This is a genomic window from Phytoactinopolyspora alkaliphila (genome assembly GCF_010550695.1).
Lineage (GTDB): Bacteria > Actinomycetota > Actinomycetes > Jiangellales > Jiangellaceae > Phytoactinopolyspora > Phytoactinopolyspora alkaliphila.
Genome location: NZ_JAAGOB010000012.1, coordinates 151,544 through 177,859, shown reverse-complemented (window position 1 = coordinate 177,859; position 26,316 = coordinate 151,544). Strand labels below are relative to the sequence as shown.

Genomic DNA, 26,316 nt, shown 5'->3' with positions numbered 1-26,316 from the left:
CGATCGCGGCTGCGCCTTTCCCGGCTGCACCCGCCCACCTGAGTGGTGCCACGCCCACCACATCACCCACTGGGCCGACGGCGGACCCACCAACCTGGACAACCTCACCCTGCTCTGCGGTCACCACCACCGCACCGTCCACCACCGCGGCTGGGACGTCCATACAGGCGCGGACGGGCATCCAGACTTCCTGCCACCCCCATGGGTCGACCCCGAACGGACCCCCAGACGCAACACCCGACCCCGACACCACCACCAACCACCACCCGACCCATAACCGCCGTTCAGGCCGCAGGTGCGATCAATCCCGCGACTCGGCGGGCTCGGCAGGCTCAGCGGAAGGAGGCTCGGGGAGCGGACTAGCCAGTCGGCGGAGGCGATACCAGCGCGCCGGCCAGTGGTTGCCGTTGACCACCCGGGTCTCGTCCGCCGATTCGATATACGTGAATCCGGCCTTCTCGGCTACTCGTCGTGAAGCGACGTTGCCGGCATGGGTCCACAATCGGATCTCGTCGATCTGCCATGCATCGAACGCCGCCTGACACAGCATCCGCAGCGCCTGGCTCGCCACGCCGCGGCCACGCGCCGAACGAGCTACCCAGTAGCTGGCGTGGGCGCCGCGGCCGTGCCGACTGGCCGCAAGATTGGCCAGCCGGCTTCCAGTGAGTTCATCGACGGCAACGAAGCCCAGTGCGTCGTCGTCAACGTGCAATCGGTCCAGCGCGGTATGGACAGCTTCGGCCGTCAGCGTTGGCTCCGTGGTGGTGAACCGCAGAATCTCCGGGTCCATACTCTGCTCGACGTACCATTCGGCGTCGTCATGAGTCCACTCGCGCAAGGCAATCTGCATATCGCCACGGTACGTGTCGGGCAATCCAGCATGAATGCACTCTCTGCCGTCTCTTACCACAACGCCGATAATGTACATTATGTCAAGTCAATAGGTTCGGCCCCGGTACTCCGCGCTGAGTCGCCGTCCTACAGCTGCCGCGACGGCCGCGTCGGTATCGACGTGCTCGGCAGCGACGGGTGGCCGGCCGGGTAACACCCGCCAATGGTGCAGCAGCGGGAACGCACCCGTCTCGCCGGCCAGCATGGTGTCGTTCATCATCACATTCGCGGCTCGTTCGCGCCATGCATTGAACCCGGGGCTGACCACTCCGTACTGACAGAACATCGGCAGGTCGAACAGGTTCGAGGTGACGCGCGGATGGGCGAACTCCCGGTCGGTCAGCGGGATGCGCTTTGCAAACACCGGGACGCCGTCGATGTCGACCTTCGCCGAGCCGCCGCCCACGCTACCTGGCTGCCCCGTGGCCGTCGCTGCCGCGCACCCGGACGCCGTCTATAAGCCCAGCAAGGTCAGCGTCGGTGCATGATGACACGTGGGCAGACATTCGGCGGTGGCGAGCAATCCTCGAGACCATCATGGGTGTCATGATTTCAGAGGTCCAATGGTCTCCCCTCCCCTGCACCATGTCCGCCTGCCTGAACGAACTCATCGCCGTGGATCGCTTGCTCCACATCTGCCGCCGGGATCCGAACCACGTCAGCGAAATAGAACCGCGAGAGCATCTCGCGTCGCCGATCCGCTGGAAAGGTCGGATTCGGTACGCCGTTTTCGTCGGCTGGCGGACCGGCGTCGAACGGAGCCGGTTGTGGACGCGACGTCAGCAACGTTGCGTCGGGCGCCGAGATCGGCCGGTGCCGCTCGGTGAACGCACCCTCCGCGCTGACCACGATGACACCGGACTCGCGCCCGTGCAGCACGTTCTCGCGGTCCCGGAGCTGCAGACCCAGGCAGATCCGCTTTGTGATCCAGAACGCCAGCGGTGGCATCACAACGATGCTGACCTGCAGAACTCGTGTTATCCAGTTCAGTGGCACATGAAAGACGGTAGCGAGTATGTCGTTGCCGGCGGCGATCCACAGCACGAGGTAGAAGACGATGAAAGCCACTCCTAGACCAGTCCGCACGGGCATGTCCCGCGGCCGGTCAAGCCGGTCGTCGTCGCCGATGTCACCTGTCGCCCAGTGTTCAATCCATGGATAGGCAGCCAGTGCCGCCAGCATGAGTCCTGGCACCACCACCGCTGGAACCAGGACGCTCAGCGTCAGTTCATGTCCGAGAATGTCGACATTCCATGCGGGCATCAAGCGCAGCCCACCGTCGAGGAAGCCGAAATACCACGGTGGCTGGCTTCCCGCCGACGCCTGAGCCGAGTCGAACGGTCCCCAGAGCCACACAGGGTTGACCTGAATGGTCGAGGCCATCACCACCACGACACCGAAGACGATGAACATCAGGCCGCCTGACTTGAGGGGATAGTCGAGGTCACCGGCGCCTCCGGCCCTCTGACCTGTCCTTCGGCCAGACTGCGTCGCGTCGCCTGGCTGTCGGACTCGTTCTTGGTAGCGCACGTGCTTGTGATGGACGACGAGGAGCGCGAGCATCAGCATTGGCAGCACCAGGACATGCACCACGTTCAACCGGGAGATGATGTCATCTCCTGGAAACTCACCACCGAACAACAGAGATGACAGGTACGTCCCGACTACAGGGATGGCGAGGATCACTCCCTCGGCCACGCGCAGTCCCGTGCCGGACAGCAAGTCGTCCGGTAATGCGTGGCCGGAATACGCCGCTACCATGCCCAGGACCAGAAGGCCCAGCACAACCAGCCATCTGGCCCGATATGGCCCGCGGAATCCCCCCGTGAAGAACCTACGCAGCATGTGGACCGACAGGGCGGCCACGAACACCAGCGTCGCCCAGTTGTGGACCTGGCGCATCAGCAGGCCGCCGCGGACCCCGAAGGACAGCTCCACCGTGGACGCGTACGCCTCGGACATCTCGATTCCGCGCAACGGAGGATAGGCGCCGTCGTAGGTGACCGTCGCCATCGAGGGCTTGAACCACAGTGTCAAGAAGACCCCTGACACGATGATCAGAACGAAGCTGAACAGCGCGATCTGGCCGAACAGCCCGGACCAGCGCCTCGGATACGCCCGTCGAAGGGTGCGCGCCAGCCCGGGCAACGCCGGAGGATCGCCCTCGACCAGCCGCACGAATCGCGCGGCCACGCGGGTGACATTCATGTCTGCCTCCCTTTGAAACAGGTGGTCATACACAAGACACCGGATGCGCGCTCGCCGTGACACATCGGCGATGTGAGCCGAGCCACGAGCCCTCGCCGCTCCCCTGCTCCCTTCGTGTCACAAAGCGGTGGAGCGTGGAGTCATATGGGTGACACAGTGAGAGAACGCGAAGACAGGAGCCATCCATGCCGAGTGGGATGAGCGGTGGTCCCCGAACCGACCCCGCCACTGAGGCGTTCGTCGCTCACCGAAACCTGCTCTTCACCGTCGCCTACGAGATGCTCGGCTCGGCCGCCGACGCGGAGGACGTGCTCCAGGAGACCTGGCTGCGATGGGCGGGCGTCGACCTCGACACGGTGCGGGACAAACGGGCCTACCTGGTGCGGATCACCACCCGCCAGGCGCTCACCCGGCTCCGCACGCTCGGCCGGCGCAAGGAGTCTTACGTCGGACCCTGGCTTCCCGAGCCGCTGCTGACCGCGCCCGACGTGGCCGAGGACGTCGAGCTGGCCGAAAGCGTCTCCATGGCGATGCTGCTGGTGCTGGAGACTCTCACGCCGACCGAGCGGGCAGTGTTCGTCCTGCGTGAGGTGTTCGACCTCGGATACGACGAGATCGCGGCGGCCGTCGACAAGAGCCAGGCGGCGGTCCGCCAGATCGCGCACCGAGCGCGCGCACACGTCGCCGCCCGCCGGCCGCGCACCGACGCCTCTCCGGCCGAGACCCGATCAGCCCTCGAGGCGTTCCAACGAGCCGTCGACACGGGCGACCTGCAGGGCCTGTTCGACGTCCTCGCGCCGGACGTCGTCGCCCTGAGCGACGGTGGCGGAATCAAGCAGGCCATGCTGCGGCCCATCGTCGGTGCAGACAAGGTGAGTCGCGTGTTCGCCGCCGGCTTGGAGAGGTTCGGTGCCGGCCTCTCACTTGACCCGGTACAGGTCAACGGCCGCCCGGCCCTGATAGTCCGCCTCGACGAGGAGATCGACGGCGTTCTGGCGGTGAGGGTCGCGGACGGCCTCATCACTGGGCTGTATTACGTGCGCAATCCACAGAAGCTGTCGCGGGTGCAGCGGGAGACCACGATAAGCCGCTGAACGGTTCGCGGTCCGCGCCGGTCCGCGCCAGGATTTCCAGTCCTCAGGATGTGGCAACGTCGGTGACCGCTCCGGACGGCTGAGAACGTCGGACACAGGTGTATGAGGCGAACACGCGCGTGCTCGTGTCGCTCTCGACGATGTCGAAGCCTGCCGCGTCGATCATCGGCTCCAGGAGCCAGCTGAACGTGCTGTATTCGGTGCGGATGTGCTCGGCATAGTCCTCTGCCGTGTATCCGGCCGATGGATCGTCCGACGCTCCGGCGAACCAGCGGCTGAAGACCTTTTCGGCCTCGTCCGGTGGGAAACTGTAGATCAGGTCGTGAAGGAGCATGATCCCGCCCGGCCGGAGCATTCCCGCGATCCGGCTCAACGCTATCGCTTTCCAGAAATCCGGCAGATGGTGCAACGCGTTGCGGGTGTGTACGGCGTCGGCCGGCTGGCCGTCGTTCTCGTAGCTGAGGAAGCCGGCCTTGACGCACCGGAGGTTCGTCACACCGGCCTCAGCTGCCCGCGTTCGGACGTTCTCAAGCATGACCGGTGATACATCGGCGGCGACGACATACCCGAACCGCCGGGCGGCGGCAAGGGCGAAGCGGCCGGTCCCGGCGCCGAAGTCGATGACGGTGGACCTCTCCCCTACCCCATAGCGACGTAGGAGTTCGAGGTCTCCGGCTGGATCCGGGTATCCCTGTTTTCGGTCGTAGCCCGCGACGAACTCCAGATCGAGGTGCTCAGGACCCGCGTGGGCAAGCTCATCGAGCATCCAGTTCTCAGACACCCGATGATTCTCTCCCAGCGGCGTCACCAAACGCTACGACTTTTCTGCTGCGCTGAGATCGCCCTCCAGGGTGGTCACGCGACGACGGGATCGTTACCGTTCTCGCTGGTCATCGGCCGGCCAGCTGCATGCCACGACTCCATTCCCCCGGCGACGTTGACCGCTGAGCGTCCAATGCTGTTCAGCCACGCGGCCGCGTGTGCGGAGCGCCCGCCCACCTTGCACACCACGTACACGGGGTCCTCGTCGGGAATGTCGTCGAGCCGGCCGGGCAAGTCCCGCAGGGGAATGTGGACGGCACCGGGCACGTGTCCGGCCTGCCACTCGTCCGGCTCGCGCACGTCCAGCAGGACTCCGTCGTCCGGGACCGCCGTGACGTCGACGTCGGGAATGCTCATCCCGCCAGTCTCCCCCATCGACGTCGCGTGGGCGCATCGAGGGCCGCCGGATGACCCGATCCGTGCGGGGGCACTGCGCGGCGGGAGCGCGGCATCAATGCACGATCTCGAACGATCATGCCTGTTCACCTTGCATATGCAGTGTGTTCGGGCGCACGCTGGAAGGTGACGGTATGAACGAACGTGCGGCAGAACAAGGGTGACACGCCAGGAGGACGACATGCAGGCACACACGGGAGATCATCTGGTCATCGAGGGCGCGAAGGTCGGTCTGAGTCGCCGTGACGGAGAGATCCTGGAGACCCACGGCCCCAACGGCCAGCCGCCGTTCCTGGTCCGGTGGGCGGACAGTGGTGCCGAGGCCCTGGTCTATCCGGGTCCGGATGCTCACGTGCAGCCAGTCCACGACAATCACGCACGGTGAGCATTCCGCACGCCTTCGCGTGACCGTGCCCCGGCACCGCGGACCGGACGACCAGGCACAAGATACGCATACCCGCTGTAATCGGACATGCAGGCGACCGGGTAGTCTCGTCTCCTCCCCTGTCGTCGGAGGCTTTCGAACATGCCCGGTCGCCACGCTTCCGCGGTGCACAAGGATGTGCCGTGGAGCAGGATCCTGGCCATTGTGGTGGCGGCCGTCGCGGTTCTCGGCGCAGGCGCGCTCGGCGTACGCGAGATCATCGATGCTCGTGCCGATTCCTGCGATTCCACGCCGGTCGCGGTGGCGGTGGATCCGGCATTGGCCGAGGCGGTGACCGATCTCGCGCGTGAGTACGAGACCGACGCCCGGCGGTCGCCCGATACATGTGTCCAGCTGAGCGTCAGTGGCGCCGCGGGGGCGGACGTGGCGAGCTCGCTCGGTGGCGCGCAGCGTCCCGCCATGTGGATACCCGACAGCAGCACATGGACGTTGCGCGTCGACGAGCCCGACGCACTGGAGAACCTCGGCCAGGTCGCCAGTTCGCCCCTGACGGTCGTGACGGCTCGTTCGGCGGCCGCGGAACTCGGCTGGCCCGATGGCGACTTCTCCTGGCAAGCCCTCGCAGCCAATGATCAGGTGCGGGTTTCTGATCCGGCGACCACGGCGGAGGGTCTGACGAGCGCGCTCGCGATCCACGCCGCTCTCGGCGAGCTCGACGACGTTCAGCGTGTGGGTGCGCTCTCCGCGATGTCGCGGGCCGTGGTGCCCACCATCAGCGACGCGTACGCGAGCTTGTCGGAGGGCGACTCCGGCATCATCGTGGCCAGCGAGCAGTCCGTCATCGCGCACAACGCGTCCGCGGACGGGGCGGGCGTCGTGGCGATCTACCCGGTGGAAGGCACGTTCGAGCTCGACTTCCCAGCCCTCGCGGTCACGCCGGCCGACGCACCGCAGCGCTCCCGGGAGATCGTCACCGGTTTCGCCGACTTCTTGCAGAGCGCCGAGGCTGCGGACCGTCTGCACGCCGCCGGGTTCCGCGATCCCACTGGAGCGGCGGCACCCGGGGCAGGCATTACCGACGGCACTCAGCCGGCGATGCCGGAACTGCTCGAGCTGCCCGAGTCCGAGGCGGTGGCGCAGTTCATGCAGCAATGGGCCGCGCTCTCCCAGGAGATGCGCATGCTCACCGTGATCGACGTCTCCGGCTCGATGAACGAGAACGTCCCCAGCGGTGGCAGCAGGATCGAGGTCACCCGCGACGCCGCACTCGAGGCGGTCGAACTATTGCCGGCCAGCAGCGAGGTGGGCCTCTGGGTCTTCTCGATCCTGCGTGACCCGCCGGACCGTCACCACTTGGAGCTCGCGCCGGTGGGCCCGCTGAACGAGGAGACCGAGGGTCTGCCGCACCGGGACGAACTCACCGCAGCCTTGGAGAGCCTGCCTGAACGCGTCGTCGGTGGCACCGCCCTCTACGACACCACGCTCGCCGCCTTCCGCCACATGCAGGAGACGTACGTACCAGGCAAGGTGAACTCCGTGGTCCTCATGACCGACGGCCGGGACGAGGACAATCCGGCGAGCATCGGGCTCGACGCCCTGATCGACACGCTTCGCGACGAGTTCGACCCACAGGCCCCGGTCCCCGTCATTACCATCGGCTTCGGGCCGGATGCGGACATGGCCGCCCTGCACGAGATCTCAGACGCCACCGGGACCACGGCGTATCAGGCCGAGGACGCCGACGACATCGAAGAGGTCTTCCTGCGGGCGATGATCGAGCGGCAATGCCGCCCGGATTGCTGACATTTCGGGCGCCGGTACCGGCGAGTCGTTCGCTGCCTCGAGTGTTGATCGATTACGATCAAGAAAACGGACACGTGCCTCGTGCTGGGGAGACACATGAAAGTGACGGGTCCCGTTCTGGCTGGTTGCGTCATCGGCCTGATCGCGTTCAACATGGGCAACGGCGCGGGTGAAACGTCGGACGACGTCGCCCGCGGCGCTGGTGACGGCGTCGTCTCCGACGGCAATTCGGCAGACGACGAACGCAACTCCGGAGACGACGACCGCAACTCTGGAGACTCTCCCGGCGACGACGGGACCAGAGGCGACGACCACGACGGCGAGGATCATCCGGGCTTCCCGGATACCGGCGGCGCGTCGGTGCCGGATCTGCCAGTCGCCAGCGACGGTACGGCTTCGGTGACCTTGACGTTCGACGACGGCCCGCATCCCGTCCACACGCCGCAGATCCTGGACATGCTTGCCGCCCACGACACCACCGCTGTGTTCTGTGTGGTTGGCGAGAAAGTCGACGAACGGCCCGAACTGGTCAGGCGCATCGTCGCCGAGGGCCATACGTTGTGCAACCACTCTTACCACCACGACGTCGATCTCTCTCAGAAGCCGTCAGACATGATCGAGAAAGACCTCGAGGACACCCTGGTGGCTATCGAGAAGGCCGCGCCGGGTGCGCCGGTGCACTTTTTCCGTCAGCCGGGCATGTTCGTCACCGCGGAAGTGGCCCCGGTCGCCGACAAGTACGGCTTGGAGATCCTCGACTGGACGGTCGATCCCAGAGACTGGAAGCGCCCGGAAGCCCGCACCATCGTGGAACGGGTGACCGACCAGGTCCATCCCGGGGCGGTCATTCTCCTGCATGACGGCGGCGGCGACCGGACCGAGACGGTGAAGGCGCTCGCCCAGATCCTCGTCGTTCTCGAAGCTGCCGGCTACCAGGCCGTCGTGCCTGCCCCGTCCTAGGGGCCTCGCGTTCAGGCCGGGACCACCGCGCCGTCCTCCGACGGGCCCGCCGCCGGTTCCTGGAACTGCTGCCGGTACAGCTCCTCATACCGTCCGCCCACCGCGAGCAGGTCCGCGTGCGTGCCACGCTCGACGATCCGTCCCTCATCGATGACCAGGATCTCGTCGGCGGCCCGCACCGTGGACAGCCGGTGGGCGATGACGATCGCGGTGCGGCCGGCCAGCGCCTCTCCCAATGCTTCTTGCACCGCAGCCTCCGATGTGGAATCGAGGTGTGCCGTCGCCTCGTCGAGAATGACCACCCGCGGCTGAGCAAGGAGCATCCGGGCGATCGTGAGCCGCTGCCGCTCACCGCCGGACAGCCGATAGCCTCGCTCCCCCACGATGGTGTCCAGCTCGCCTGGCAGTGCTGCGACGAGCGTGTCGATCCTGGCCCGGTGCAACGCGTCCCACAGCTCGTCGTCGGTGGCCTCCGGGCGTGCCAGCAGCAGGTTCGCGCGGACCGAGTCGTGGAACAGGTGGCCGTCCTGAGTCACCATGCCGACGGTCCGCCGGACGGACTCCGTCGTGAGCTCCCGAACGTCCTCGCCCGCAAGCCGGACCGCACCGTCGTCGACGTCGTAGAGTCGCGGAATCAGCGAGGCGATGGTGGACTTCCCGGCGCCGGAAGAGCCCACCAGGGCGATCATCGTTCCAGGTTCGGCCCGGAACGACAGATCACGCACCACCTGCGTTCCCCCGCGGTTGTCCAGCTGAGCCACCTCCTCGAGGGAGGCCAGCGACACCTTCTCCGCGGTCGGGTAAGCGAAGGTGACGTGATCGAACTCGACCGAGACGGGACCGTCCGGGACCGGGCGCGCCGTAGGCGACTCGCTGATCAGTGGCTTCAGGTCCAGCACCTCGAACACCCGGGAGAAGCTGACCACGGCGCTCATCACCTCCACCCGAGCGCTCGCCAGTGCCGTCAGCGGAGCGTAAAGCCTGGTGAGGAGGAGCGCGAGTGAGACGACCGCGCCGGCATCGAGCTCTTGGCGGAGGGCATAGAACCCGCCGAGGCCGTACACGAGGGCAAGCGCCAAGGCGCCCACCAGCGTCAATGCCGTGATGAAGACCCACTGCACCATGGCGGTCTTCACGCCGATGTCCCGCACCCGGCGAGCCCGGGACGCGAACTCGGACAGTTCCACATCCGGTCGGGCGAAGAGCTTGACGAGAGTGGCGCCGGGGGCCGAGAACCGCTCGGTCATCTGCGTGCTCACGGTGGAGTTGTGGTTGGCCGCTTCCCGCTCAAGGCGGGCCAGGCGGGAGCCCATCCGCTGTGCGGGAAGGACGAACACGGGCAGAAGGACCAGCGCCAGCAGCGTGATCTGCCACGAGATGCTAAGCATGACGGCCAGCGCGAGCACCAGCGTCACGATATTGCTCACAACGCCGGACAGAACATCGCTGAATGCGCGCTGGGCCCCGATGACGTCGTTGTTGAGGCGGCTGACGAGAGCTCCGGTCCGGGTGCGGGTGAAGAAGGCAATCGGCATCTTCTGGACGTGGTCGAACACCGCCGTGCGCAGGTCAAGTATCACTCCCTCGCCGATCCTGGCCGAGAACCAGCGTTCGACCAATCCGACGCCGGCTTCCGCCACGGCGATTCCCGCGATGACGATGGCCAAGGTGACGACCAGGCTGGCCGCTTCACCCTCGACGATCGCGTCGACCACCCGCCCGGCCAGTACTGGTGTCGCCACGGCCAGCGCGGCGCCGACGGCGCTCAGGATGAGATAGCCCACCAGCTCACGCCGGTGCGGCGTGGCGAACGTCGCGATCCGCCGCAGCGTGGCCCTGGAGAACGGGCGGCGGTCCTCCTGGGCATGCATGGCGTTGTATACCGCCGTCCATGCCGTCACTTCCATACTCATCCGTGAGACCTCCTGGCCTGTCAACCCCGGCCGGGTCAGTCCTCTTCCCGCCCGTGGGTTCCCGACTCTAAGACCTAAACCAATATTGAGGTCAACCGGCTCACTCCCAATGATCATGTAAACCATGCGTTCTCTTGCGATACCAGGTCTGCAGGCATGGTGAAGCACGAGAAGACATGGTTTACATGATCATTTGGGGCGGGCCGTCACAGGGTGAGGTAGGCGTCGACGAGGGTCTGGCCCCATACGACGGCCAGTACCATCCCGACCAGCATCGGTGGGCCGAACGGGATGGCGCTGCGCCGGCCCGCCCGACCGGCGACGATCAGCAGCAGGCCGAGCAGCGCACCCACCACGAAGGCGCTGAAGACTCCGAAGATCAGCACCGGCCATCCGATCCAGCCCAGTAGCAAGCCGATCACCGCGCTGAGTTTGACATCGCCCAGGCCGAGGTCGCTCGGGCGCAGCACCGCCAGGAAGAGATAGAAGGCGACGCAGGCACCGGCACCCGCCCACGCCCGGGCATAGGCTCCCCATTCGCCATCCACCCCGGCGGCCACCGCGAGCGCCACCGCGGCGCCCACCAGTGCTGGGTACGTCAACCAGTCGGGCAGTCGATGCTCGCGGATGTCCACGTAAGCCATCGCCACCCCGAGCGCGCCTACCAGAAGAAATGCGGGCAGGGCCGACGAGAGTTCGGCACGTGCCAAGCCCATGAAGGCCCAGATCCCCGCCGCCGACACTCCGAGAATGACCGGGAGGCCGTGAAGGCTGGACAACTCGCGATACGACGTGACAGCAGGCTCGCCGTCCGCCGGTGCTCGGTCCGGGATCCGGGAGATGCCCCACGGCAGCGCGGCGCCGACCATCAGGCCGGCCACGGCGAGTAGCGCGATCACGTCGCGGTGCGGGTGGCCAGGGCCTGCTCGGCGGAATCACGCAGCACCTTGACCGGCACCTCGCTGCCGGTCATCAACGTGATCTGTTCCAACGCCTGATGGACGAGGAGATCCAGGCCATTGACGACGACGCCTCCGCCAGCGGACCAGCCGGCAGCCAAGGGTGTCGGCCAGGGGTCGTAGATCACGTCGAACAACACCCGAGCCGGTGCCGCGGCGCCGGCCAAAGTGCTGGCGTAGGCGTCGACCGCACCACCCGGCGCCGTGTTCACGATGAGCTGGGCCTCATGGCAGTGCTCCGTCACGTCCCAGCCGGCGTGGCGTGCGGAGTGCCCGAACGCCTCCGCCACGTCGAGTGCTGCTTGTGCCCGCTCCGCGGAGCGGGCGTGGACGTGGGTGGAGCCGGCATCGAACAGACCCATGGCTGCCAGGACGCTCGCGGCGGTGGCTCCGCCTCCCCACACGCACACCGTCTCCGGCGCGGGCACTCCACGCTCTCGCAGGGCGGCGATGAAACCGGGCACGTCGGTGTTCTCGGCGAACCACCCGTCATCGGAGCGGATCAGGGTGTTCGCCGCGCCGACACGCCGGGCGAGATCCGACGTCTGCGTGGCGACCTGGAAGGCCACCCGTTTGAGGGGCATGGTCAGTGAGAGCCCTCGCCAGTCTTCGTCGAGGCCGGCGATGAAGTCCGCGAACGTCTCCTCGTCGACCTCATGGGCGGAGTACCGCCAGTCGAGCCCCAGGTGGCGGTAGGCCGCGCGATGAATCACCGGCGACAGCGAGTGCACCACGGGCGCGCCGAGCACCGCGCATTCGCGGCGTCGGCCCGGCATCGCGTCGTCCGGCGAACCGTTCAGCACTGATCGCTCTCCCGGCAGTACGCGCGCAATTCCTCCACGTTCGCGTTGTGCTCCGCCTCGGTGGCGGCGAACTTCGTCTCGCCTGTCTCCAGGTTCACCGTCACGAAGTAGCAGTTGCCCTCTTCCGCCGGATCCACAGCCGCGGCCAGCGCAGACTCTCCGGGTGAGGCGATCGGTCCGGGTGGCAGCCCGCCGTTCACGTAGGTGTTGTACGGCGAGTCGATCTGGCGCATCTCACGGGACGTGAAGACCGACGAGTAGTCGTCCACCGCGTAGTGCACCGTGGAGTCCATCTGAAGACGCCTGTCCGGCACTCCGGCGTCCGCGCATGCGCCCGAGAGCCGGTTGTAAATCACGTCTGCTACCAGAGGCATGTCCGCCTCGGAGCCGACCTCACGCTGGATGATGCTGGCCACGGTGACGACCTGCCGGACACTCAACTCCCGCTCGTCAGCACGGACGGTCAGGTCGAGCGAACGCTCCGCCTGGTCGAACCGGTCCACCATCGACTGCAGCAGGAACTCCGGCGTCGTGTCCTGCCGAAGATCGTACGTGGCGGGGAACAGGAATCCTTCGGCCTCGCCCTCGGCGTAGTCCGGTAGTTCGACCGACTCCAACGCCTCGGTCAGCGCCTCCTCGTCGAACTCGGTGTCCCGGGCCAGCCGCGCGATGGTCTGGCGTTCCCGGAAGCCTTCGGGAACGGTGACCCGCTCCGTGACCCCGCCACCTTCGATCAGAGCCGTGACCGCGTCTTCGGCGCTCATCTGCTGGGCGAGGGTGTAGGTGCCGGGCTGGATGGCGCCGCCGTTACTCTCCGCGGCCTGGACGAACGCCTCCCGGCTGGCGACGACGTCGGCTTCCTCGAGCACGCCACCCATCGCCCGTAGGCTGGCACCCTCTTCGATGGTGACGGTCACCTCACCGGTGCCCGGGCCGGGATAGTCTTCGGCGCCTTCGAACATGTCCGAGAACGAGCCGAGAATGGCGCTGCCGCCGTAGTAGATGCCGGCGAGCAGGCCGCCCACCACCGCCAGGGAGAGGATCACGGCGAAGAACGAGCCGATCTTGCGCTTCTTGCGCTTCCTGCGTCGTCCACCCCGGCGTCGGCGAGGAGGCGCCTCGGCGTCTTCAGCCGCATTGCCCACGTAGCTCATGACGCTGCTGTCACAACCTCTCCCGGCGGCGCTCCCTGTGTGCGCTCGGCGTCCAATGCGTCTTGCAAGATCACCATCGCGGCCGCCTGGTCGATCGTCTGCCGCCCGCGCCGGGCGGACACCCCACTGGCTCGCATGGCACGGGCCGCCACCGAGGTGGTCATCCGTTCGTCGACCAATCGGACAGGACATGGTGACACATGTTCAGCCAAAGTGGTAGCAAACGCGCGTACCTCTACCGCCGCCGGACCCTCGTCGCCGGAGAGGCTCCTGGGGAGTCCCAGCAGCACTTCAACCGCCTCTCGTTCGCGTACCAGGGCGGCCAGCCGGTCGAGATCGCCCGGTCCCCGCGGAACGGTTTCCACCGGGGAGGCGAGGACCCCGTTCGGGTCCGAGGCCGCCACCCCGATGCGCACCTTGCCGAGGTCCACCGCCAGTCTGACGCCGCGGCGCATCGCCGGGTCAGCCCCCACGCGTCACAGTCTCGCCGACGAGGTGCTCGACACGGCCGAGCGCCTCGGTGGTCTTCGCCGGATCGGTGCCCCCGCCCTGGGCGACGTCGTCCTTGCCACCGCCTCCGCCGCCGAGAGTCTGCGCGGCCACGCGGACCAGGGACCCGGCCTTGAGGCCCCACTCCCTGGCTCGTTCGTTGGTGGCGACCACGACCGTCGGGCGGCCGTTGGACCCGACCGAAGCCATCGCCACGACGGACGGAGCATCGGATCCCAGCTTGCCGCGGACGTCGAGCACCAGTCCGCGAAGCTCGTCGGCGGCGCTTCCGGCCGGGGCCTCGTGCGCGACGAACCGGACACCATAGACGTCCTTAGCGCCCGCGGCCAGCTGCCCCGCTTGCGCGCCGAGCTCCTGGGCCCGCAGCGCGGCGAGCTTCTTCTCCGCGTCACGCACCTGGGCGACTAGCCGGGATACCCGCTCCGGCAGCTGTTCGGGCTGAACGTTGAGGGTGTCGGCGAGCTGGCTGACCAGCGTGCGCTCCTTGGCGAGGTAGCGGAAGCCCTCGATGCCCACGAAGGCCTCCACCCGGCGCGAGCCGGCGCCGACCGAGCTCTCGCCGGTCAGAGTGACCAAGCCGATCTGCGAAGAGTGGGAGACGTGCGTACCTCCACAGAGCTCGCGCGACCATTCGCCGCCCATCTCCACGACGCGGACTTCCTCGTCGTAGGTCTCGCCGAACAGGGCGAGCGCACCGATCTCTCGCGCCTTCTCCAGCGGCATGTACGTGGCTGAGACGGGCAGGTCGCGACGGATGCCCAGGTTGGCGGCCTCTTCGACCTCACTGCGCGTGACCGGTCCCAGCGCCTGTCCCCACGCGAAGTCCAGCCGCAAATAGCCCGGCTTGTTGTAGGAGCCGCTCTGCAGCGCCTGCGGGCCGAGCACCTCGCGCAACGCCGCGTGCACGACGTGCGTGCCCGAATGCGCCTGGCAAGCGCCGACACGCCATTCCGGATCGACCTGGGCGAAGACGTCCTGGCCGCTGAGCAGCTCACCTTTGCGCACCCGGACACGGTGCACGATCAGACCCTTGACCGGGCGCTGAACGTCGAGCACCTCGAGTTCAGTGCCGTCAGCCGTGATGAGGCCGGCGTCGCTGTCCTGACCACCGGATTCGGCGTAGAAGGGCGTCCGGTCGAGGACGAGCTCGACGGTCTCGCCCTCGTGCGCGGCGGGCACGGTCTCGCCGTCGCGCAGCAGGCCCCGTACTCGCGTGTCGGTCCTGAGCTCCTCGTACCCGGTGAACACTGTGGGGCCGGCCGCACGCAGCTCCCGGTACGCGCTTGTGTCCACGCCGCCGGTCTTCTTCGCGCGGGCGTCCGCCTTGGCGCGGTCGCGCTGCTCGGCCATCAACCGCCGGAACTCGCCCTCGTCCACCGCGAGGCCCTGTTCAGAGGCCATCTCCAGGGTGAGGTCGATGGGGAAGCCGTAGGTGTCGTGGAGCTTGAAAGCCGTACTCCCGCCCAGCGTGGCCTGACCCGCCTTCTTGGTGTCGGCGGCGGCCACGTCGAAGATCTGCGTCCCGGTCTGCAGCGTCTTGCGGAACGTCTCCTCCTCGGCGTAGGCGATGCGCGAGATGCGGGTGAAGTCGCTCTCCAGCTCTGGATACGCTGCCTTCATCGCGTCCCGGCTCACCGGCAGCAGCTCGGGCAGCGTGCGCTCGTCGACGCCCAGCAGCCGCATGGCGCGCACACTGCGCCGCAGAAGGCGGCGCAGCACGTAGCCCCGGCCCTCGTTGGAGGGGGTGACGCCGTCGCCGATGAGCATCAGGGAGCTGCGCACGTGGTCGCCGACTACCCGCATGCGGACATCGTCCCCGTGATCGGCCCCGTAGCGCTTGCCGGTCAGCTCCGACGCGCGCTCGATCACGGGGAACACCTGGTCGGTCTCATACATGTTGTCGACGCCCTGCAGCAGGTAGGCGACCCGCTCCATGCCCATGCCGGTGTCGATGTTCTTCGACGGCAGGTCACCGACCACCCGGAATTTCTCCTGGCTCTCGACGTCGGTGATTTCCTCCTGCATGAACACCAGGTTCCAGATCTCAAGGAACCGGTCCTCGTCCACCACCGGACCGCCGTCGGGACCGTGCTCGGGTCCGCGGTCGTAGTAGATCTCGCTGCACGGGCCACCGGGGCCTGGCTGGTGGGTGTGCCAGTAATTGTCCTTGAGCCCGCGCCGCTGGATTCGCTCCTCGGGCAGGCCCGCGATCTTCCTCCACAGGGCGGCCGCTTCGTCGTCGTCGTGATAGACCGTCACCCAGATCTTTGCCGGGTCGAAGCCGTATCCGCCGTCGGCCTGCGCCCGCGTGATGAGCTCCCACGCGTACCCGATGGCGCCTTCCTTGAAGTAGTCACCGAACGAGAAGTTGCCGTTCATCTGGAAGAACGTGCCGTGCCGCGTGGTCTTGCCGACTTCTTCGATGTCCGAGGTCCGGATGCACTTCTGGACGCTGGTGGCGCGGGCCCACGGCGCCGGCTGCTGCCCCGTCAGGTACGGGATGAACGGCACCATGCCGGCGATGGTGAACAGCACCGACGGATCGGGTGAGATCAGGGAAGCGCTGGGGACGACCGTGTGACCGTTCCGTTCGAAGTGGTCGAGGAAGCGGCGCCGGATCTCGGCGGTTTCCATGATCAGTGGGTGCCTCTCCGCTGGTAGTTGTGAGCAAGATCATCAAGCGCGGCGAGGTCCGCCGGGCCGCTCTCACCATTTTCGTCGATGCCGAGAGCGTGGCGGAGCTCGGTGTCGCGTTCGGCCATGCTCGCGCGGACGTCGTCGGCGAACTCGCGGATGGACGCCGAGACCGAGCCGAAGGTCTTGGAGACCTGGCCGGCCGCGCCCTCAGGGGTGAGGCTCTCCGCCGCCCTGGTCAGCTTCCGGACGACAAGCACCCCGGCCGTGGCGCCCAGCGCAATCCAGAACAGCCGCTTCACCGCTGCCCTCCTCGTCCGCGCCGGCCGCCGTCCCGGCGGTGGGCCATGGCCCGGCGTACTCCGTACGTGAACGCCGCCACCCGGACCATGGGACCACCCAAGGTCGCCGCGAACAGTGACGACATCGCGGCCACGTTGGTGGTGACCGTCTGAGCGTTGGAGGTGATCGCGTCGACGCGCTGCAACTGCGCGTTGGTGGACGCCAGCAGCGCATTCGTCTCATCGACCGTCACAGCCGTCTTGGCGACATGCTCCTGGCGCAGGTCGCGCACGGTATACGTCAGTTCGTCGACGGTCTTGCCGAGCTTGATGACCGGCAGCGCCAGAATGGCTACCAGTGCGACGAAGGCCACGGCCGCGATGAGCCCAGCGATCTCGCCTACGGACATGGAAGTGCCGCCCTTTCCGTGCAGGGTTCGTGTTCACCGTTCGAATTCTCAGCCCGACCCTACCGCGCCGATCTCTTCGGTGCTCCCCCCTTCGGCGCGTGTGACGCGCCGAAGCGCCCGGGGAGACGCCTGGGCAAGAGTTGGCAACCGCTTGCGCTCGGCCGGGCGGCGTGGCTCGATACTCTGTGGAGCGCGGCGGAAACGGCCTGCGCCCTGGCGAACAGCGAACTCGGAGAATCATGAAGATCAACCAGGTTGACGTGCTCATCACCAGCCCAGGCCGGAACTTCGTCACGTTGAAGATCACTACCGACGACGGCGTGGTGGGTTACGGCGACGCCACGTTGAACGGCCGCGAGCTGGCCGTGGCGTCGTATCTGCGTGACCACGTGAGCGCGTTGCTGATCGGGCGTGACGCCCACCGGATCGAGGACACCTGGCAGTACCTCTACCGCGGTGCGTACTGGCGGCGCGGGCCGGTCACCATGGCCGCCCTCGCCGCCGTCGACGTCGCACTCTGGGACATCAAGGCCAAAGTGGCCGGGCTGCCGCTCTATCAGCTGCTCGGGGGCGCGAGCCGCCGCGGTGCGCTCGCCTACGGGCATGCCAGCGGATTCGACACCGAAGCGCTGTTCGACTCCATCCGCGCACACCTGGAGCTCGGCTACCGCGCGATCCGTGTCCAGACCGGTGTGCCTGGACTGGAATCGGTCTACGGAGTGGCGGCAAGCACCAAGATCGGCGAGCGGTACGACTACGAGCCCGCGCGGCGCGCTGCTCTGCCCACAGAGGAACAGTGGGACACCAGGTCCTATCTGCGGCACCTGCCCGCGGTGTTCGAGGCCGTGCGCAACGAGTTCGGACCGGACCTGCCCCTGCTGCACGACGGGCATCACCGCATGACCCCCATCCAGGCCGCGAAGCTGGGCAAGGCGCTCGAGCCGTACGACCTGTTCTGGCTCGAGGACTGCACACCCGCGGAGAACCAGGAGGCGTTGCGGCTGGTCCGTCAGCACACCACCACGCCCCTGGCCATCGGCGAGATCTTCAACACAGTCTTCGACTATCAGACGCTGATTACCGAGCAGCTCATCGATTACGTACGCTCCGCCGTGACCCACACGGGTGGCGTGTCTCCGATGAAGAAGCTGTTCGACTTCGCCGCTCAGTACCAGATCAAGTCTGGTGTCCACGGCCCGACGGACATCTCCCCCGTGGGCATGGCCGCCGCTTTGCATCTCGACATCGCCATCCACAACTTCGGCATCCAGGAGTACATGCGCCAGTCGCCGGAGACGCTGGAAGTGTTCCGCACCAGCTACACCTTCGAGGACGGCCTGTTGCATCCCGGCGAGACCCCCGGCATCGGTGTGGAGTACGACGAGGACCTGGCCGCCAAGTTCCCCTACGAGCCCGCGTACCTGCCCGTCAACCGGCTACTGGACGGCACCGTCCACGACTGGTGAGATCGGCCGCGGGGCTGGATCGCTTCCTTTTGAGGAACACGGATCGGCTGTCCTGCGCCCGACGGCCACTTCTGAGCTCAGGGTTGACTTCTCTGCCGTGAATCGCGTTTCGGCCGCGCTTCTGGCCCTGCAACGCGATCCTGAGCGAAGAAGTCAACCGTCGGCAGTGAAGTCCAAGCTGCGAACCGCAGCCCCGTACCGACGGGTCGCGGGATCGCCAGTGAGCCTCAAGCGAGCGAGACAGCGACCATGGCGATCGCGGATCCGGCGAACACCACGGTGTTGCGGATATAGGTCTGCGCCCGGACCCAGCCTGGAAAGGCACCCTCGGCCGCCTCAAGGAAGGGCAGGACCTGGACTCCGGCCAGTGCCGGGTCGCCCTTGCGGCGGAAAGCGGCCTCGACGGATTTCACGGCCGTCAGATTGCTGTACACGATCGCGATGTTCATCAGCATGACCAGGGCGCAGAAGACCCACGTCAGAACCGGGGCCGCATCCGCCCCAGCGACGTTCATGCCGGCGATGACGATCATCACCGCGGCGACCGTGGCCGGAGCGGCGGTCTCGTGGCCTCCGGCATCGAATCGGATCTTGTTCTCCTCCAGCACCTGTGGGCGCACGCCCTGACGGCGCAATTCCCCTACTGCAGCCGCCTTCGCGGCAGGGCCGTACCGATGGCGCACGACCGGGATGCTGACGAAGGCGACGGCGACGAGCAACTGCATGATCGCGGCGAGGATGTTCATGGCGTGCTCCTGACTTGAACTAAGTGCAAATTCGTTGTGGAGATCACGCTAGACCATTACTTGAACAATGTGCAAGAGGCTCGTTGAACTTTGTGCAACTCCCCGCGTACCGTGAGGCCATGGCACGTGACACCCTCACCCGGGACCAGATCGTCAGCACCGCCGTCGAACTCCTGGATGCCGAGGGCCTCGAGGGTCTGAACATGCGTGCCCTGGGCAAACGGCTCGACTCCGCAGCCACGGCGATGTATTGGCATGTCAGAAGTAAGGACAATCTCGTCTTGCTCGCCACCGACCGGGTATGGCGTGAGCTCGAGCTGCCTGACCTCGACATCGTCGGCTGGCGTGCCGCGGCCACGATCATGGCCACCGACCTCTATCGCATGTTCACCCGCCATCCCTGGCTGGTGCAGGCCTTTGCCGCGCACGTGGTCTACGGAGAAGGCAAGGCCCGTCACGACGATCACAGCCTTGCCACCTACGAGGCCGCCGGTTTCACCGGTGGCCAGGCGGATCAAGCGGCCGCCGCCGTCTTCACCTATGTCCTCGGCAATGCTGCCGGTGCTGCCGCGGCCGCCTCACTCAGCCGGAGAACCGGCGCGGACCACGCGACGGAACAACGACTCCATGACGCAATGGCAGAAGCACACGAGATCGCCATGCACTACCCGCGGCTGCGTGTCCGCCTCGACGGCCCGGCCGCGGCCGGCTACGCTGCCTCCCCCGACAAGACCTTCGAGTTCGGTCTTCAAGCCCTGCTCGACGGCCTGGAACGGCAACTCACTCGCCGCGGATGATCTTCCGCAGCCGCGCGTACCGATCGGCGTAGTCGCGCTCGGCTCCGCGCGTGCCGGGGTAGTAGTACTGCTTGGCGACCACGGAGTCCGGGGCGTACTGCTGTTCCACCACTCCCCTGGGATCGTCGTGGGCGTATGCGTAGGAGGTCCCGTGGCCGAGCTTCTTCGAACCCGAGTAGTGGGAATCGCGCAGATGTGGCGGCACGGCGCCGGCCAGACCGGCCCGGACATCGCCCACGGCGGCGCCGATCGCCTTGACCACACTGTTGGACTTGGGTGCCAGGGCTAGGGCGATCACGGCGTGCGCCAGGGTGATCTGCGCTTCCGGCCAGCCGATGAGCTGGACGGCCTGGGCGGCCGCCACGGCCGTCTGCAACGCTGTCGGGTCCGCCATCCCGATATCCTCGCTGGCGAGGATCACCAGCCGGCGGGCCAGGAACCTCGGATCCTCCCCCGCTTCGGCCATCCGGGCCAGATAGTGCAGGCCGGCGTCGACGTCACTGCCCCGGATCGACTTGATCAGTGCACTGGCGACGTCGTAATGCTGGTCCCCGTCCCGGTCGTACCGGACAGCGGCGCGGTCGACGGCCCGCTCGGCGATCTCCAGGGTGACGGTCTTGTCGTCGGTGTCGCTCGCGGCTCCCGCGGCGGCCTCCAGGTAGGTCAGAGCCCGGCGCGCGTCTCCGCCGGAGAGCCGGACAAGGTGCTCGCGTGCGTCGCCGTCGATGGTGACGGACCCGGCCAGGCCGCGCTGGTCGGTGAGAGCCCGGTCCAGCACGGCCTCGATGCTGTCCTCCTCGAGCGGCTCCAGCGTCAGCAGCAGCGAACGGGACAGCAGGGGGCTGATGAGAGCGAAGAACGGATTCTCGGTGGTGGCGGCCACCAGTGACACCCACCTGTTCTCCACGCCCGGCAGGAGGGCGTCCTGCTGCGTCTTGGAGAAGCGGTGAACCTCATCGACGAAGAGCACGGTGCCGATGCCCGAGCGGACGAGCTCCCTGCGGGCGTTCTCCATGACGCTGCGGACGTCTTTCACGCCGGCGGTCACCGCCGAGAGCTCTACGAACCGCCGTTGGGTGGCCCGGCTGACGACGTAGGCGAGGGTGGTCTTGCCAGTCCCGGGAGGGCCCCAGAGGACGAGCGCCATCGGCTGGTCGTCCTCCACGAGCCTGCGCAGCGGTGTGCCCGGACCCAGAAGGTGTTCCTGACCGACGATCTCTTCAAGTGCCCGCGGGCGCATCCGCACCGCCAGCGGCTGCCCGGAGTAGGACTCGTCGGCCCCGGCCAGTGAACCGCCCGACGTCACGGGCGCAGCCGCCGGGCCGAAGAGGCCGTCTTGTTCCATGCGCACGAGCCTACGTCGTCTGCCTCCCTGTCCGGGGGTCGGCCGACGCCTGTGGCGGATCAGCGAACAGCTTAGGGCACGAAAGAGCGGTGGCGTGGCATCCCAAGACATGGGACCACGCCACCGCTATTTGGGGGGCCTTACTTTCATTTAACACCTTCACACGCACGCCATGGGTTGTCAAGGCTCTATGACCAGCCCGTCATATCGTTCAATACCAAAGCCACGACAACCAGACACGATCGGTATCGAAGGAGTCAGATTCGCGGACTTCCGCGGCGGCGGGTGGCACGAGCAGTTCGCTTCCGGGGCCGGATCACCAGGTGAGCGGAGTCCACGCCCGGCGCCGGGGTGAAGCTGCGCCGGGAGACCTTGCCCGCCATGGTTATCTCGTACCGCGCTTGCCACCATGCCGTCTCCTCGTCTCTCGGCGCCGGCGCTGAGACCCGTTTCGCGAAACCCCACTCGACGAGGAGGTCGACGCTGGTCACCGCGGTCTGCCTGGAAAGCAGACGGCGCAGCAGCTCGGTGGATATCGAGTACGGGATGTTCGCCACGACGGCGAAGGGTCGCCGTGGCAGCGGCACCGTCCTCGCATCTGCCACCACGACGCGCACTGCTTCGCTTCCGTCGAAGCGCCGGTGCAGCCGGTCGGCGAAACCTGCACTGCGTTCAACGGCGATCACCCGCGCGCCGGTGCGAGCGAGCGCCGCTGTCAAGACGCCGGTGCCAGCGCCGAACTCGAGCACGAGATCGCCTGGTCCCACACCGGACGAGGTGACGAGCCGCCGGACCACTCCGGGGTCGCGAAGGAGGTGAATTCCGGATCTGTTCTCTGGTGTACGTGGGGAATGTGAGTGCGAGCGCACGGATCATCACAGCCATCTCTTCGTGAACGAACAGGAGTCACAGCTGAGCTCGCTTGACGCGGGCCCCCGGTGCCGGACTTGTGCTCGCCGCCGTCATGGGGACATGACAAACCGCACCATTGGCCCAGGAGGAACACGGGGACTGGCGCGGCTGACGGCACACCGTGGCTGGACGAACCAGCCGGGCGGTTATGCCGTGGCTGTGTGGCGCAGCCGGCGAGCGGCCGTGCCTGTGATGGATGCGCACATGCCCGCCATACTATCGGAGCTCGAGCGACTCACCGGCCCATCGACGGCGAGCCCACCGATCGTGCGTGACAAGTACGACCGCGAGGTCGGACTTCACCACGGCGTCCTCGAGTTCCTCCACCAGGCCCAGCGACAGATGATTGGTCGGCTCGTCCAGGAGGAGCACATGAGGCCGCGACACCAGCAGACGGGCCAGCGCGAGGCGACGCTGCTGACCGACCGAGAGCCGTCCCACCGGCGTCTGGAACTCCCAACCGGGCAGCAGGCCCAGGCTCGCGAATTCGGATTGATACTCTTCCGGCTGGCCCTCGCGACCGGCCGCGAACGCCGCGAGCGCGGGCAGAGCCGGATCGGGGAACGAGCCTTCCTGCGGCAGCCAGCCGATGCGCAGCCCACGAGCACGCAGCACGGTCCCCTTGACCGGCACCAGCGCGCCGGCGAGGATGGCGAGCAGCGACGACTTCCCGGCACCGTTCGGCCCGGTGACGAGCAACCGGGTGTCACCGGTCACGTCCAGTGCGGCCAGGGCCACCCTGCCGGGGACATCCACGTCGCGGGCTGCGATGAGGACGCCGTCGCGTGGCTTCTCGTCCAGTGCCGCCGCCAAGGTCAGCTCGCTCGGCGGCTTGGGAACACGGTTCACCTCGAGATCTTTCAACCGGTTCTCGGCATCGCGCACCCGGCGGGCCACCGCGGCGTCGACCTTCTGCCCGAAAAAGTACGGCTGGAACTTGTCGTTGTCGCGCCGGGCCCGATTGGTGTGTCCGACCTGGTGCGCCGTGCTCCGCATCGCCGCGCGAGCCGCGTTCACGTCGTCGTTCCATTGCTGATACGCCTGCTCCCACCGGAGCCTGGCCGCGGCCTTGCCGTCGAGGTAATCCGTATAGGCGCCGGTGTACCGAGCAGGCCCGACCGATGGCACGTCCCCTCGGCCCACCCGCAAGGACGGATCCAGGTCCAGGATCGAGGTGCAGACCGCGTCGAGGAACGCACGGTCATGCGACGCCGAGATCACCACACCGCGGTGCTCGCGCAGCGTCTCTTCGAGATACGCGAGAGCGTCGTCGTCGAGGTGATTGGTCGGCTCGTCGAGCAGCATGATGTCCGGCGCCCGAGTGAGGGCCAGGGCGAGCGCGAGCCTGGCACGCTGGCCGCCTGAGAGGGCACCGACCGGACGTGATGTGCTGATCTCACCCATGCCCAGGCCGGCCAGCGCACGTGCCGCTCGGGCATCGGCCGACCATCCCTCGCGGCGCTCGAACTCGTCGAGAAGCTCGCCGTACTCGAGGAGAGCCGTATCCGCCCCGTCGCCGCCCATGCGTGACTCAAGGACCCGCATCCGCGCCTCCATGGCACGGAATTCGGCCAGTGCCGCGTCCAGCGCGTCGGCGATCGTGCCGCCCACCGGGAGGTCAGGCTCCTGATCGAGATAGCCGACGCTGCCGCGCGTCGTGACGGCGCCGGCGTCGGGTTGCTCGATGCCGGCCAGGAGCCGCAGCAGGGTGGACTTCCCCGCGCCGTTCTCGCCCACGAGCCCGAGCCGCTCGCCTGGGCCGGCGTCGAAGCTGATGTCCTGGAACACGGTTCGGCGGCCGTAGGCGATGGAAAGATCACGTGCGGAAAGATGAAACACCTGATGACCTCGAGCTGGTCGTGAGATGCCCGCCGGGCTTGCTGCCTCGGGCGCGGGCCGGAATCAGGTGTCAGATGAGCATCGCGTCGACAACAATAGCAGGCCGCGTCCCGATCGTCCGAACATGGATGAATGCGACCCGTTGCCACGAGTCGCATTCATCCGTTTCACATCACGCCCGGCGCTGGGGATCTCTCCCCCGACAGCCGGCGCGGGTCACAGGTTGTAGCACGTGCCGTCCGGGCTCTTCCAGCTCTTGCCGCCCCTGTTCTTGCAGTTGTGGGCATCGCGGTTGTTCAGGACCTTCCCGGTGCAGTTGCGGCCCGACCAGCACTCGCCGGCCACCTGTGGATCGTAGTCATCCGGCAGTGGCGGGCAGTCCCCGGTGGCTCTCTCGTCCGGCTGCTGTGTCATGTCGGTCTCCTTCTGAATTGTCGATCGAATCTGAACGGTGGACTGGTTACCGGCCTCGGACTTCTCGCGCCGCGAAGACCTGCCGGTAGTCGAGTTGCTTGCTGCTCTTCGTGTCCCAGGTGTTGTCCGGGTTCAAGGTCACGGTCAAGGCGGTGTTGCCCCCGGTGTAAGCCAGCTCCTGGAAGTTCGAGACGCTCGATCCGTCGACCATCTGGCCCTGCACGTAGTTGCCCGCGTCGATGTAATAGGTCGGGTGCAGCGTGAACGTCTGGGACAGATTGGGGCCGGCGTTCGTGGCGCAGACCGAGTTGCCGTCCAGTGTGATCGCCACGGAGCTGGCCTGGTCGCTGGGCAGTGGCACAGTCGGCGCGTCCGTGACCCAGAGCGTCTGGCCATCGGGATTGCCGTTGACCGGAGTGAGCTCGAAGTCCTGGTTGTAGGACAGCTGTGCCTTGCATTGGTCGGCTGCGTTCGGGTTGGCCGGAAGCTTGCCGCTGCCGGTCCATTGGTATCCGGCGCCCGTTCCCTGGGCAGACCACGCGAATCCCCATGCGATGTCCCAGGTGAAGACGTACTGGTTTTGAGCGTTGATGGGCTGGGTCAGCCAGGCGAGGCTGAGCGTGTCGTACGCCGACGAGGCCGGAAGGGTGGCGAACACGGCGAACGTCGGGCGGTCGAGCTCCGAGTTGTTGATCACCGTGAGGCTGTAGGAATTGGGCATGTCTCCCCCGTAATCGGAGAAGCCGCGATGGCGGCTGAGCAGTGACTTTCACTGCATGTCACTCAGTGTGACGACTCAGTAACTCTCCGTCATCATCAGAATTGTTGAATCCTTCGCATTTGCTCCAGGACGGGCGCTTCCCGACATGAGCGGTACGTCAACGCGACGGCGGCGACCTGTGACGACACTCTGAGCTTGGTCAGTACGGCATGAATGTGGCTTCGCACCGTGGGCAGCGAGACGAGCTCCCGCGCGGCGATCTCGGCTGCCGACTGCCCGGCCAGCAGCGCGCTGAGCATGTCCAGCTCACGGCTGGTCAGGGCCTCGAATCGTCGCGCCTCCTCCTCCCGCGCACGCAGAGACTCGGCCAAGGGGACCGGTTCTGGCACCGGTTCGATGCGCCGGAGGGCACGGTCCAGGGTGCGGACCAGCGCCGTCAACGGCTGCTCCGCGTCGGCGACGGTGACCGGGCCGAAGCGTTCGACGACGTCGGCCAGGGACGTCAGTGCGGCTCGCGTCGCGACGGCGACGATGCCCATGTGCCGTTGCCGCGCCAGGACCGGACGCACGTCCGGCAAACGCCCCTCGGTGTCCGCCACCAGGACGAATCTTCCCGTCGGCGCACGCTCATCCCCGGCCGCCGCCAGGTGCCCCTCGGTGACGACCCGAATAGCACGCCAGCCGACGACGGCTAGGGCGGCGGCGAGCGCGGCGGATAGGACGGCGTTTCCCGACACCACCCATAGCGGGGCATGTTCACGTTCCGCTACGTCACGTACAGTTACGTGATCATCACTCTTAGTCACATTTCAGCGTGGCTGAAAAGCTGGATCAGGCGGACACCGCCTCGGTC

Annotated in this window: 26 protein-coding genes and 1 pseudogene; 7 read left to right on the top strand and 20 right to left on the bottom strand. The window is 67.1% G+C overall.

The features are described from left to right. Window positions 1-82: 82 nt before the first annotated feature. Window positions 83-277 (top strand): annotated as a pseudogene (locus G1H11_RS27215) (HNH endonuclease signature motif containing protein); the annotation flags it as partial. Between the two features lie 24 nt (window positions 278-301). On the opposite strand, the gene G1H11_RS20260 reads toward G1H11_RS27215, so the two are convergent. From G1H11_RS20260 to qcrB, 3 genes are all read right to left on the bottom strand, one after another. Continuing rightward, entirely contained in the window at window positions 302-850 is a 549-nt protein-coding gene (locus G1H11_RS20260) for a GNAT family N-acetyltransferase (protein ID WP_163820401.1), read from the bottom strand. A gap of 87 nt (window positions 851-937) precedes the next feature. Continuing rightward, window positions 938-1,297, bottom strand: coding sequence for a hypothetical protein (locus G1H11_RS20255; RefSeq protein ID WP_163820400.1), 360 nt, complete (start codon window positions 1,295-1,297; stop codon window positions 938-940). A gap of 146 nt (window positions 1,298-1,443) precedes the next feature. Beyond that, window positions 1,444-3,099, bottom strand: coding sequence for a cytochrome bc1 complex cytochrome b subunit (gene qcrB, locus G1H11_RS20250; protein WP_163820399.1), 1,656 nt, complete (start codon window positions 3,097-3,099; stop codon window positions 1,444-1,446). Between the two features lie 185 nt (window positions 3,100-3,284). Here qcrB and G1H11_RS20245 point away from each other — a divergent pair, with 185 nt between their 5' ends. Next, window positions 3,285-4,193: an RNA polymerase sigma-70 factor gene (locus G1H11_RS20245; protein WP_216843967.1), complete on the top strand. Its 909-nt coding sequence runs from the start codon at window positions 3,285-3,287 to the stop codon at window positions 4,191-4,193. Between the two features lie 43 nt (window positions 4,194-4,236). Here the strand turns inward: G1H11_RS20245 and G1H11_RS20240 are convergent, their stop codons facing one another. Continuing rightward, a complete protein-coding gene (locus G1H11_RS20240) occupies window positions 4,237-4,974 on the bottom strand; it encodes a methyltransferase domain-containing protein (RefSeq protein WP_163820398.1) in 738 nt (245 codons plus the stop codon). Window positions 4,975-5,048: 74 nt separating this feature from the next. Next, on the bottom strand, window positions 5,049-5,372 hold the full coding sequence (locus G1H11_RS20235; RefSeq protein ID WP_163820397.1) for a rhodanese-like domain-containing protein: 324 nt from the start codon (window positions 5,370-5,372) through the stop codon (window positions 5,049-5,051). Between the two features lie 220 nt (window positions 5,373-5,592). On the opposite strand from G1H11_RS20235, the gene G1H11_RS20230 reads away from it, so the two are divergent. The 3 genes from G1H11_RS20230 (at window position 5,593) to G1H11_RS20220 (ending at window position 8,559) form a co-directional block, all read left to right on the top strand. Next, window positions 5,593-5,796: a DUF1918 domain-containing protein gene (locus G1H11_RS20230; protein ID WP_163820396.1), complete on the top strand. Its 204-nt coding sequence runs from the start codon at window positions 5,593-5,595 to the stop codon at window positions 5,794-5,796. Window positions 5,797-5,937: 141 nt separating this feature from the next. Next, the gene (locus G1H11_RS20225; protein WP_163820395.1) at window positions 5,938-7,599 is read left to right on the top strand and encodes a substrate-binding and VWA domain-containing protein; all 1,662 of its coding nucleotides are present in this window, start codon (window positions 5,938-5,940) and stop codon (window positions 7,597-7,599) included. A 96-nt stretch (window positions 7,600-7,695) separates the two neighbouring features. Continuing rightward, window positions 7,696-8,559, top strand: coding sequence for a polysaccharide deacetylase family protein (locus tag G1H11_RS20220; RefSeq protein ID WP_163820394.1), 864 nt, complete (start codon window positions 7,696-7,698; stop codon window positions 8,557-8,559). An 11-nt stretch (window positions 8,560-8,570) separates the two neighbouring features. Here G1H11_RS20220 and G1H11_RS20215 read toward each other — a convergent pair whose 3' ends face one another. From G1H11_RS20215 to G1H11_RS20180, 8 genes are all read right to left on the bottom strand, one after another. Then, window positions 8,571-10,472 carry an ABC transporter ATP-binding protein gene (locus G1H11_RS20215; RefSeq protein WP_163820393.1) on the bottom strand — a complete coding sequence of 634 codons (1,902 nt, stop codon included), beginning with the start codon at window positions 10,470-10,472 and terminating at the stop codon, window positions 8,571-8,573. A 206-nt stretch (window positions 10,473-10,678) separates the two neighbouring features. After that, complete coding sequence (locus G1H11_RS26030) at window positions 10,679-11,371, bottom strand: prepilin peptidase (RefSeq protein ID WP_163820392.1); 693 nt, start codon at window positions 11,369-11,371, stop codon at window positions 10,679-10,681. Beyond that, on the bottom strand, window positions 11,368-12,234 hold the full coding sequence (locus G1H11_RS20205; protein ID WP_216843966.1) for a shikimate dehydrogenase: 867 nt from the start codon (window positions 12,232-12,234) through the stop codon (window positions 11,368-11,370). Before G1H11_RS20205 ends, G1H11_RS26030 begins: the two co-directional genes overlap by 4 nt. After that, window positions 12,228-13,388, bottom strand: a complete 1,161-nt coding sequence (gene mltG, locus G1H11_RS20200; protein ID WP_163820391.1) for an endolytic transglycosylase MltG — start codon at window positions 13,386-13,388, stop codon at window positions 12,228-12,230. Before mltG ends, G1H11_RS20205 begins: the two co-directional genes overlap by 7 nt. Further along, window positions 13,385-13,843 carry a Holliday junction resolvase RuvX gene (gene ruvX / locus G1H11_RS20195; protein ID WP_174257837.1) on the bottom strand — a complete coding sequence of 153 codons (459 nt, stop codon included), beginning with the start codon at window positions 13,841-13,843 and terminating at the stop codon, window positions 13,385-13,387. Before ruvX ends, mltG begins: the two co-directional genes overlap by 4 nt. 7 nt (window positions 13,844-13,850) lie before the next feature. Continuing rightward, window positions 13,851-16,532, bottom strand: a complete 2,682-nt coding sequence (gene alaS, locus G1H11_RS20190; RefSeq protein ID WP_163820389.1) for an alanine--tRNA ligase — start codon at window positions 16,530-16,532, stop codon at window positions 13,851-13,853. Between the two features lie 2 nt (window positions 16,533-16,534). Continuing rightward, the gene (locus G1H11_RS20185) at window positions 16,535-16,834 is read right to left on the bottom strand and encodes a DUF6167 family protein (protein ID WP_216843965.1); all 300 of its coding nucleotides are present in this window, start codon (window positions 16,832-16,834) and stop codon (window positions 16,535-16,537) included. After that, a complete protein-coding gene (locus tag G1H11_RS20180; RefSeq protein WP_163820388.1) occupies window positions 16,831-17,223 on the bottom strand; it encodes a DUF948 domain-containing protein in 393 nt (130 codons plus the stop codon). Before G1H11_RS20180 ends, G1H11_RS20185 begins: the two co-directional genes overlap by 4 nt. A gap of 239 nt (window positions 17,224-17,462) precedes the next feature. Between G1H11_RS20180 and manD the strand changes: the two genes are divergently transcribed. Next, window positions 17,463-18,689, top strand: coding sequence for a D-mannonate dehydratase ManD (gene manD / locus G1H11_RS20175; protein WP_163820387.1), 1,227 nt, complete (start codon window positions 17,463-17,465; stop codon window positions 18,687-18,689). 227 nt (window positions 18,690-18,916) lie between these two features. On the opposite strand, the gene G1H11_RS20170 is transcribed toward manD, so the two are convergent. After that, the gene (locus tag G1H11_RS20170; RefSeq protein ID WP_163820386.1) at window positions 18,917-19,435 is read right to left on the bottom strand and encodes a hypothetical protein; all 519 of its coding nucleotides are present in this window, start codon (window positions 19,433-19,435) and stop codon (window positions 18,917-18,919) included. Window positions 19,436-19,554: 119 nt separating this feature from the next. On the opposite strand from G1H11_RS20170, the gene G1H11_RS20165 reads away from it, so the two are divergent. After that, a complete protein-coding gene (locus G1H11_RS20165; protein ID WP_163820385.1) occupies window positions 19,555-20,232 on the top strand; it encodes a TetR/AcrR family transcriptional regulator in 678 nt (225 codons plus the stop codon). Here G1H11_RS20165 and G1H11_RS20160 read toward each other — a convergent pair. The 6 genes from G1H11_RS20160 to G1H11_RS26650 form a co-directional block, all read right to left on the bottom strand. Beyond that, the gene (locus G1H11_RS20160) at window positions 20,216-21,577 is read right to left on the bottom strand and encodes a replication-associated recombination protein A (protein ID WP_163820384.1); all 1,362 of its coding nucleotides are present in this window, start codon (window positions 21,575-21,577) and stop codon (window positions 20,216-20,218) included. The genes G1H11_RS20165 and G1H11_RS20160 overlap by 17 nt on opposite strands. Window positions 21,578-21,834: 257 nt before the next feature. After that, a complete protein-coding gene (locus G1H11_RS20155) occupies window positions 21,835-22,446 on the bottom strand; it encodes an rRNA adenine N-6-methyltransferase family protein (protein WP_174257813.1) in 612 nt (203 codons plus the stop codon). A 259-nt stretch (window positions 22,447-22,705) separates the two neighbouring features. Next, window positions 22,706-24,328 (bottom strand): ATP-binding cassette domain-containing protein, encoded by a 1,623-nt coding sequence (locus G1H11_RS27210; protein WP_163820382.1) that lies wholly within the window; start codon window positions 24,326-24,328, stop codon window positions 22,706-22,708. A 216-nt stretch (window positions 24,329-24,544) separates the two neighbouring features. Further along, complete coding sequence (locus G1H11_RS20145) at window positions 24,545-24,742, bottom strand: hypothetical protein (protein ID WP_163820381.1); 198 nt, start codon at window positions 24,740-24,742, stop codon at window positions 24,545-24,547. 46 nt (window positions 24,743-24,788) lie between these two features. Further along, window positions 24,789-25,463 carry a hypothetical protein gene (locus G1H11_RS20140; protein WP_163820380.1) on the bottom strand — a complete coding sequence of 225 codons (675 nt, stop codon included), beginning with the start codon at window positions 25,461-25,463 and terminating at the stop codon, window positions 24,789-24,791. Window positions 25,464-25,558: 95 nt separating this feature from the next. Then, window positions 25,559-26,200 carry a LuxR C-terminal-related transcriptional regulator gene (locus tag G1H11_RS26650; RefSeq protein ID WP_163820379.1) on the bottom strand — a complete coding sequence of 214 codons (642 nt, stop codon included), beginning with the start codon at window positions 26,198-26,200 and terminating at the stop codon, window positions 25,559-25,561. Between the last annotated feature and the right edge of the window lie 116 nt (window positions 26,201-26,316).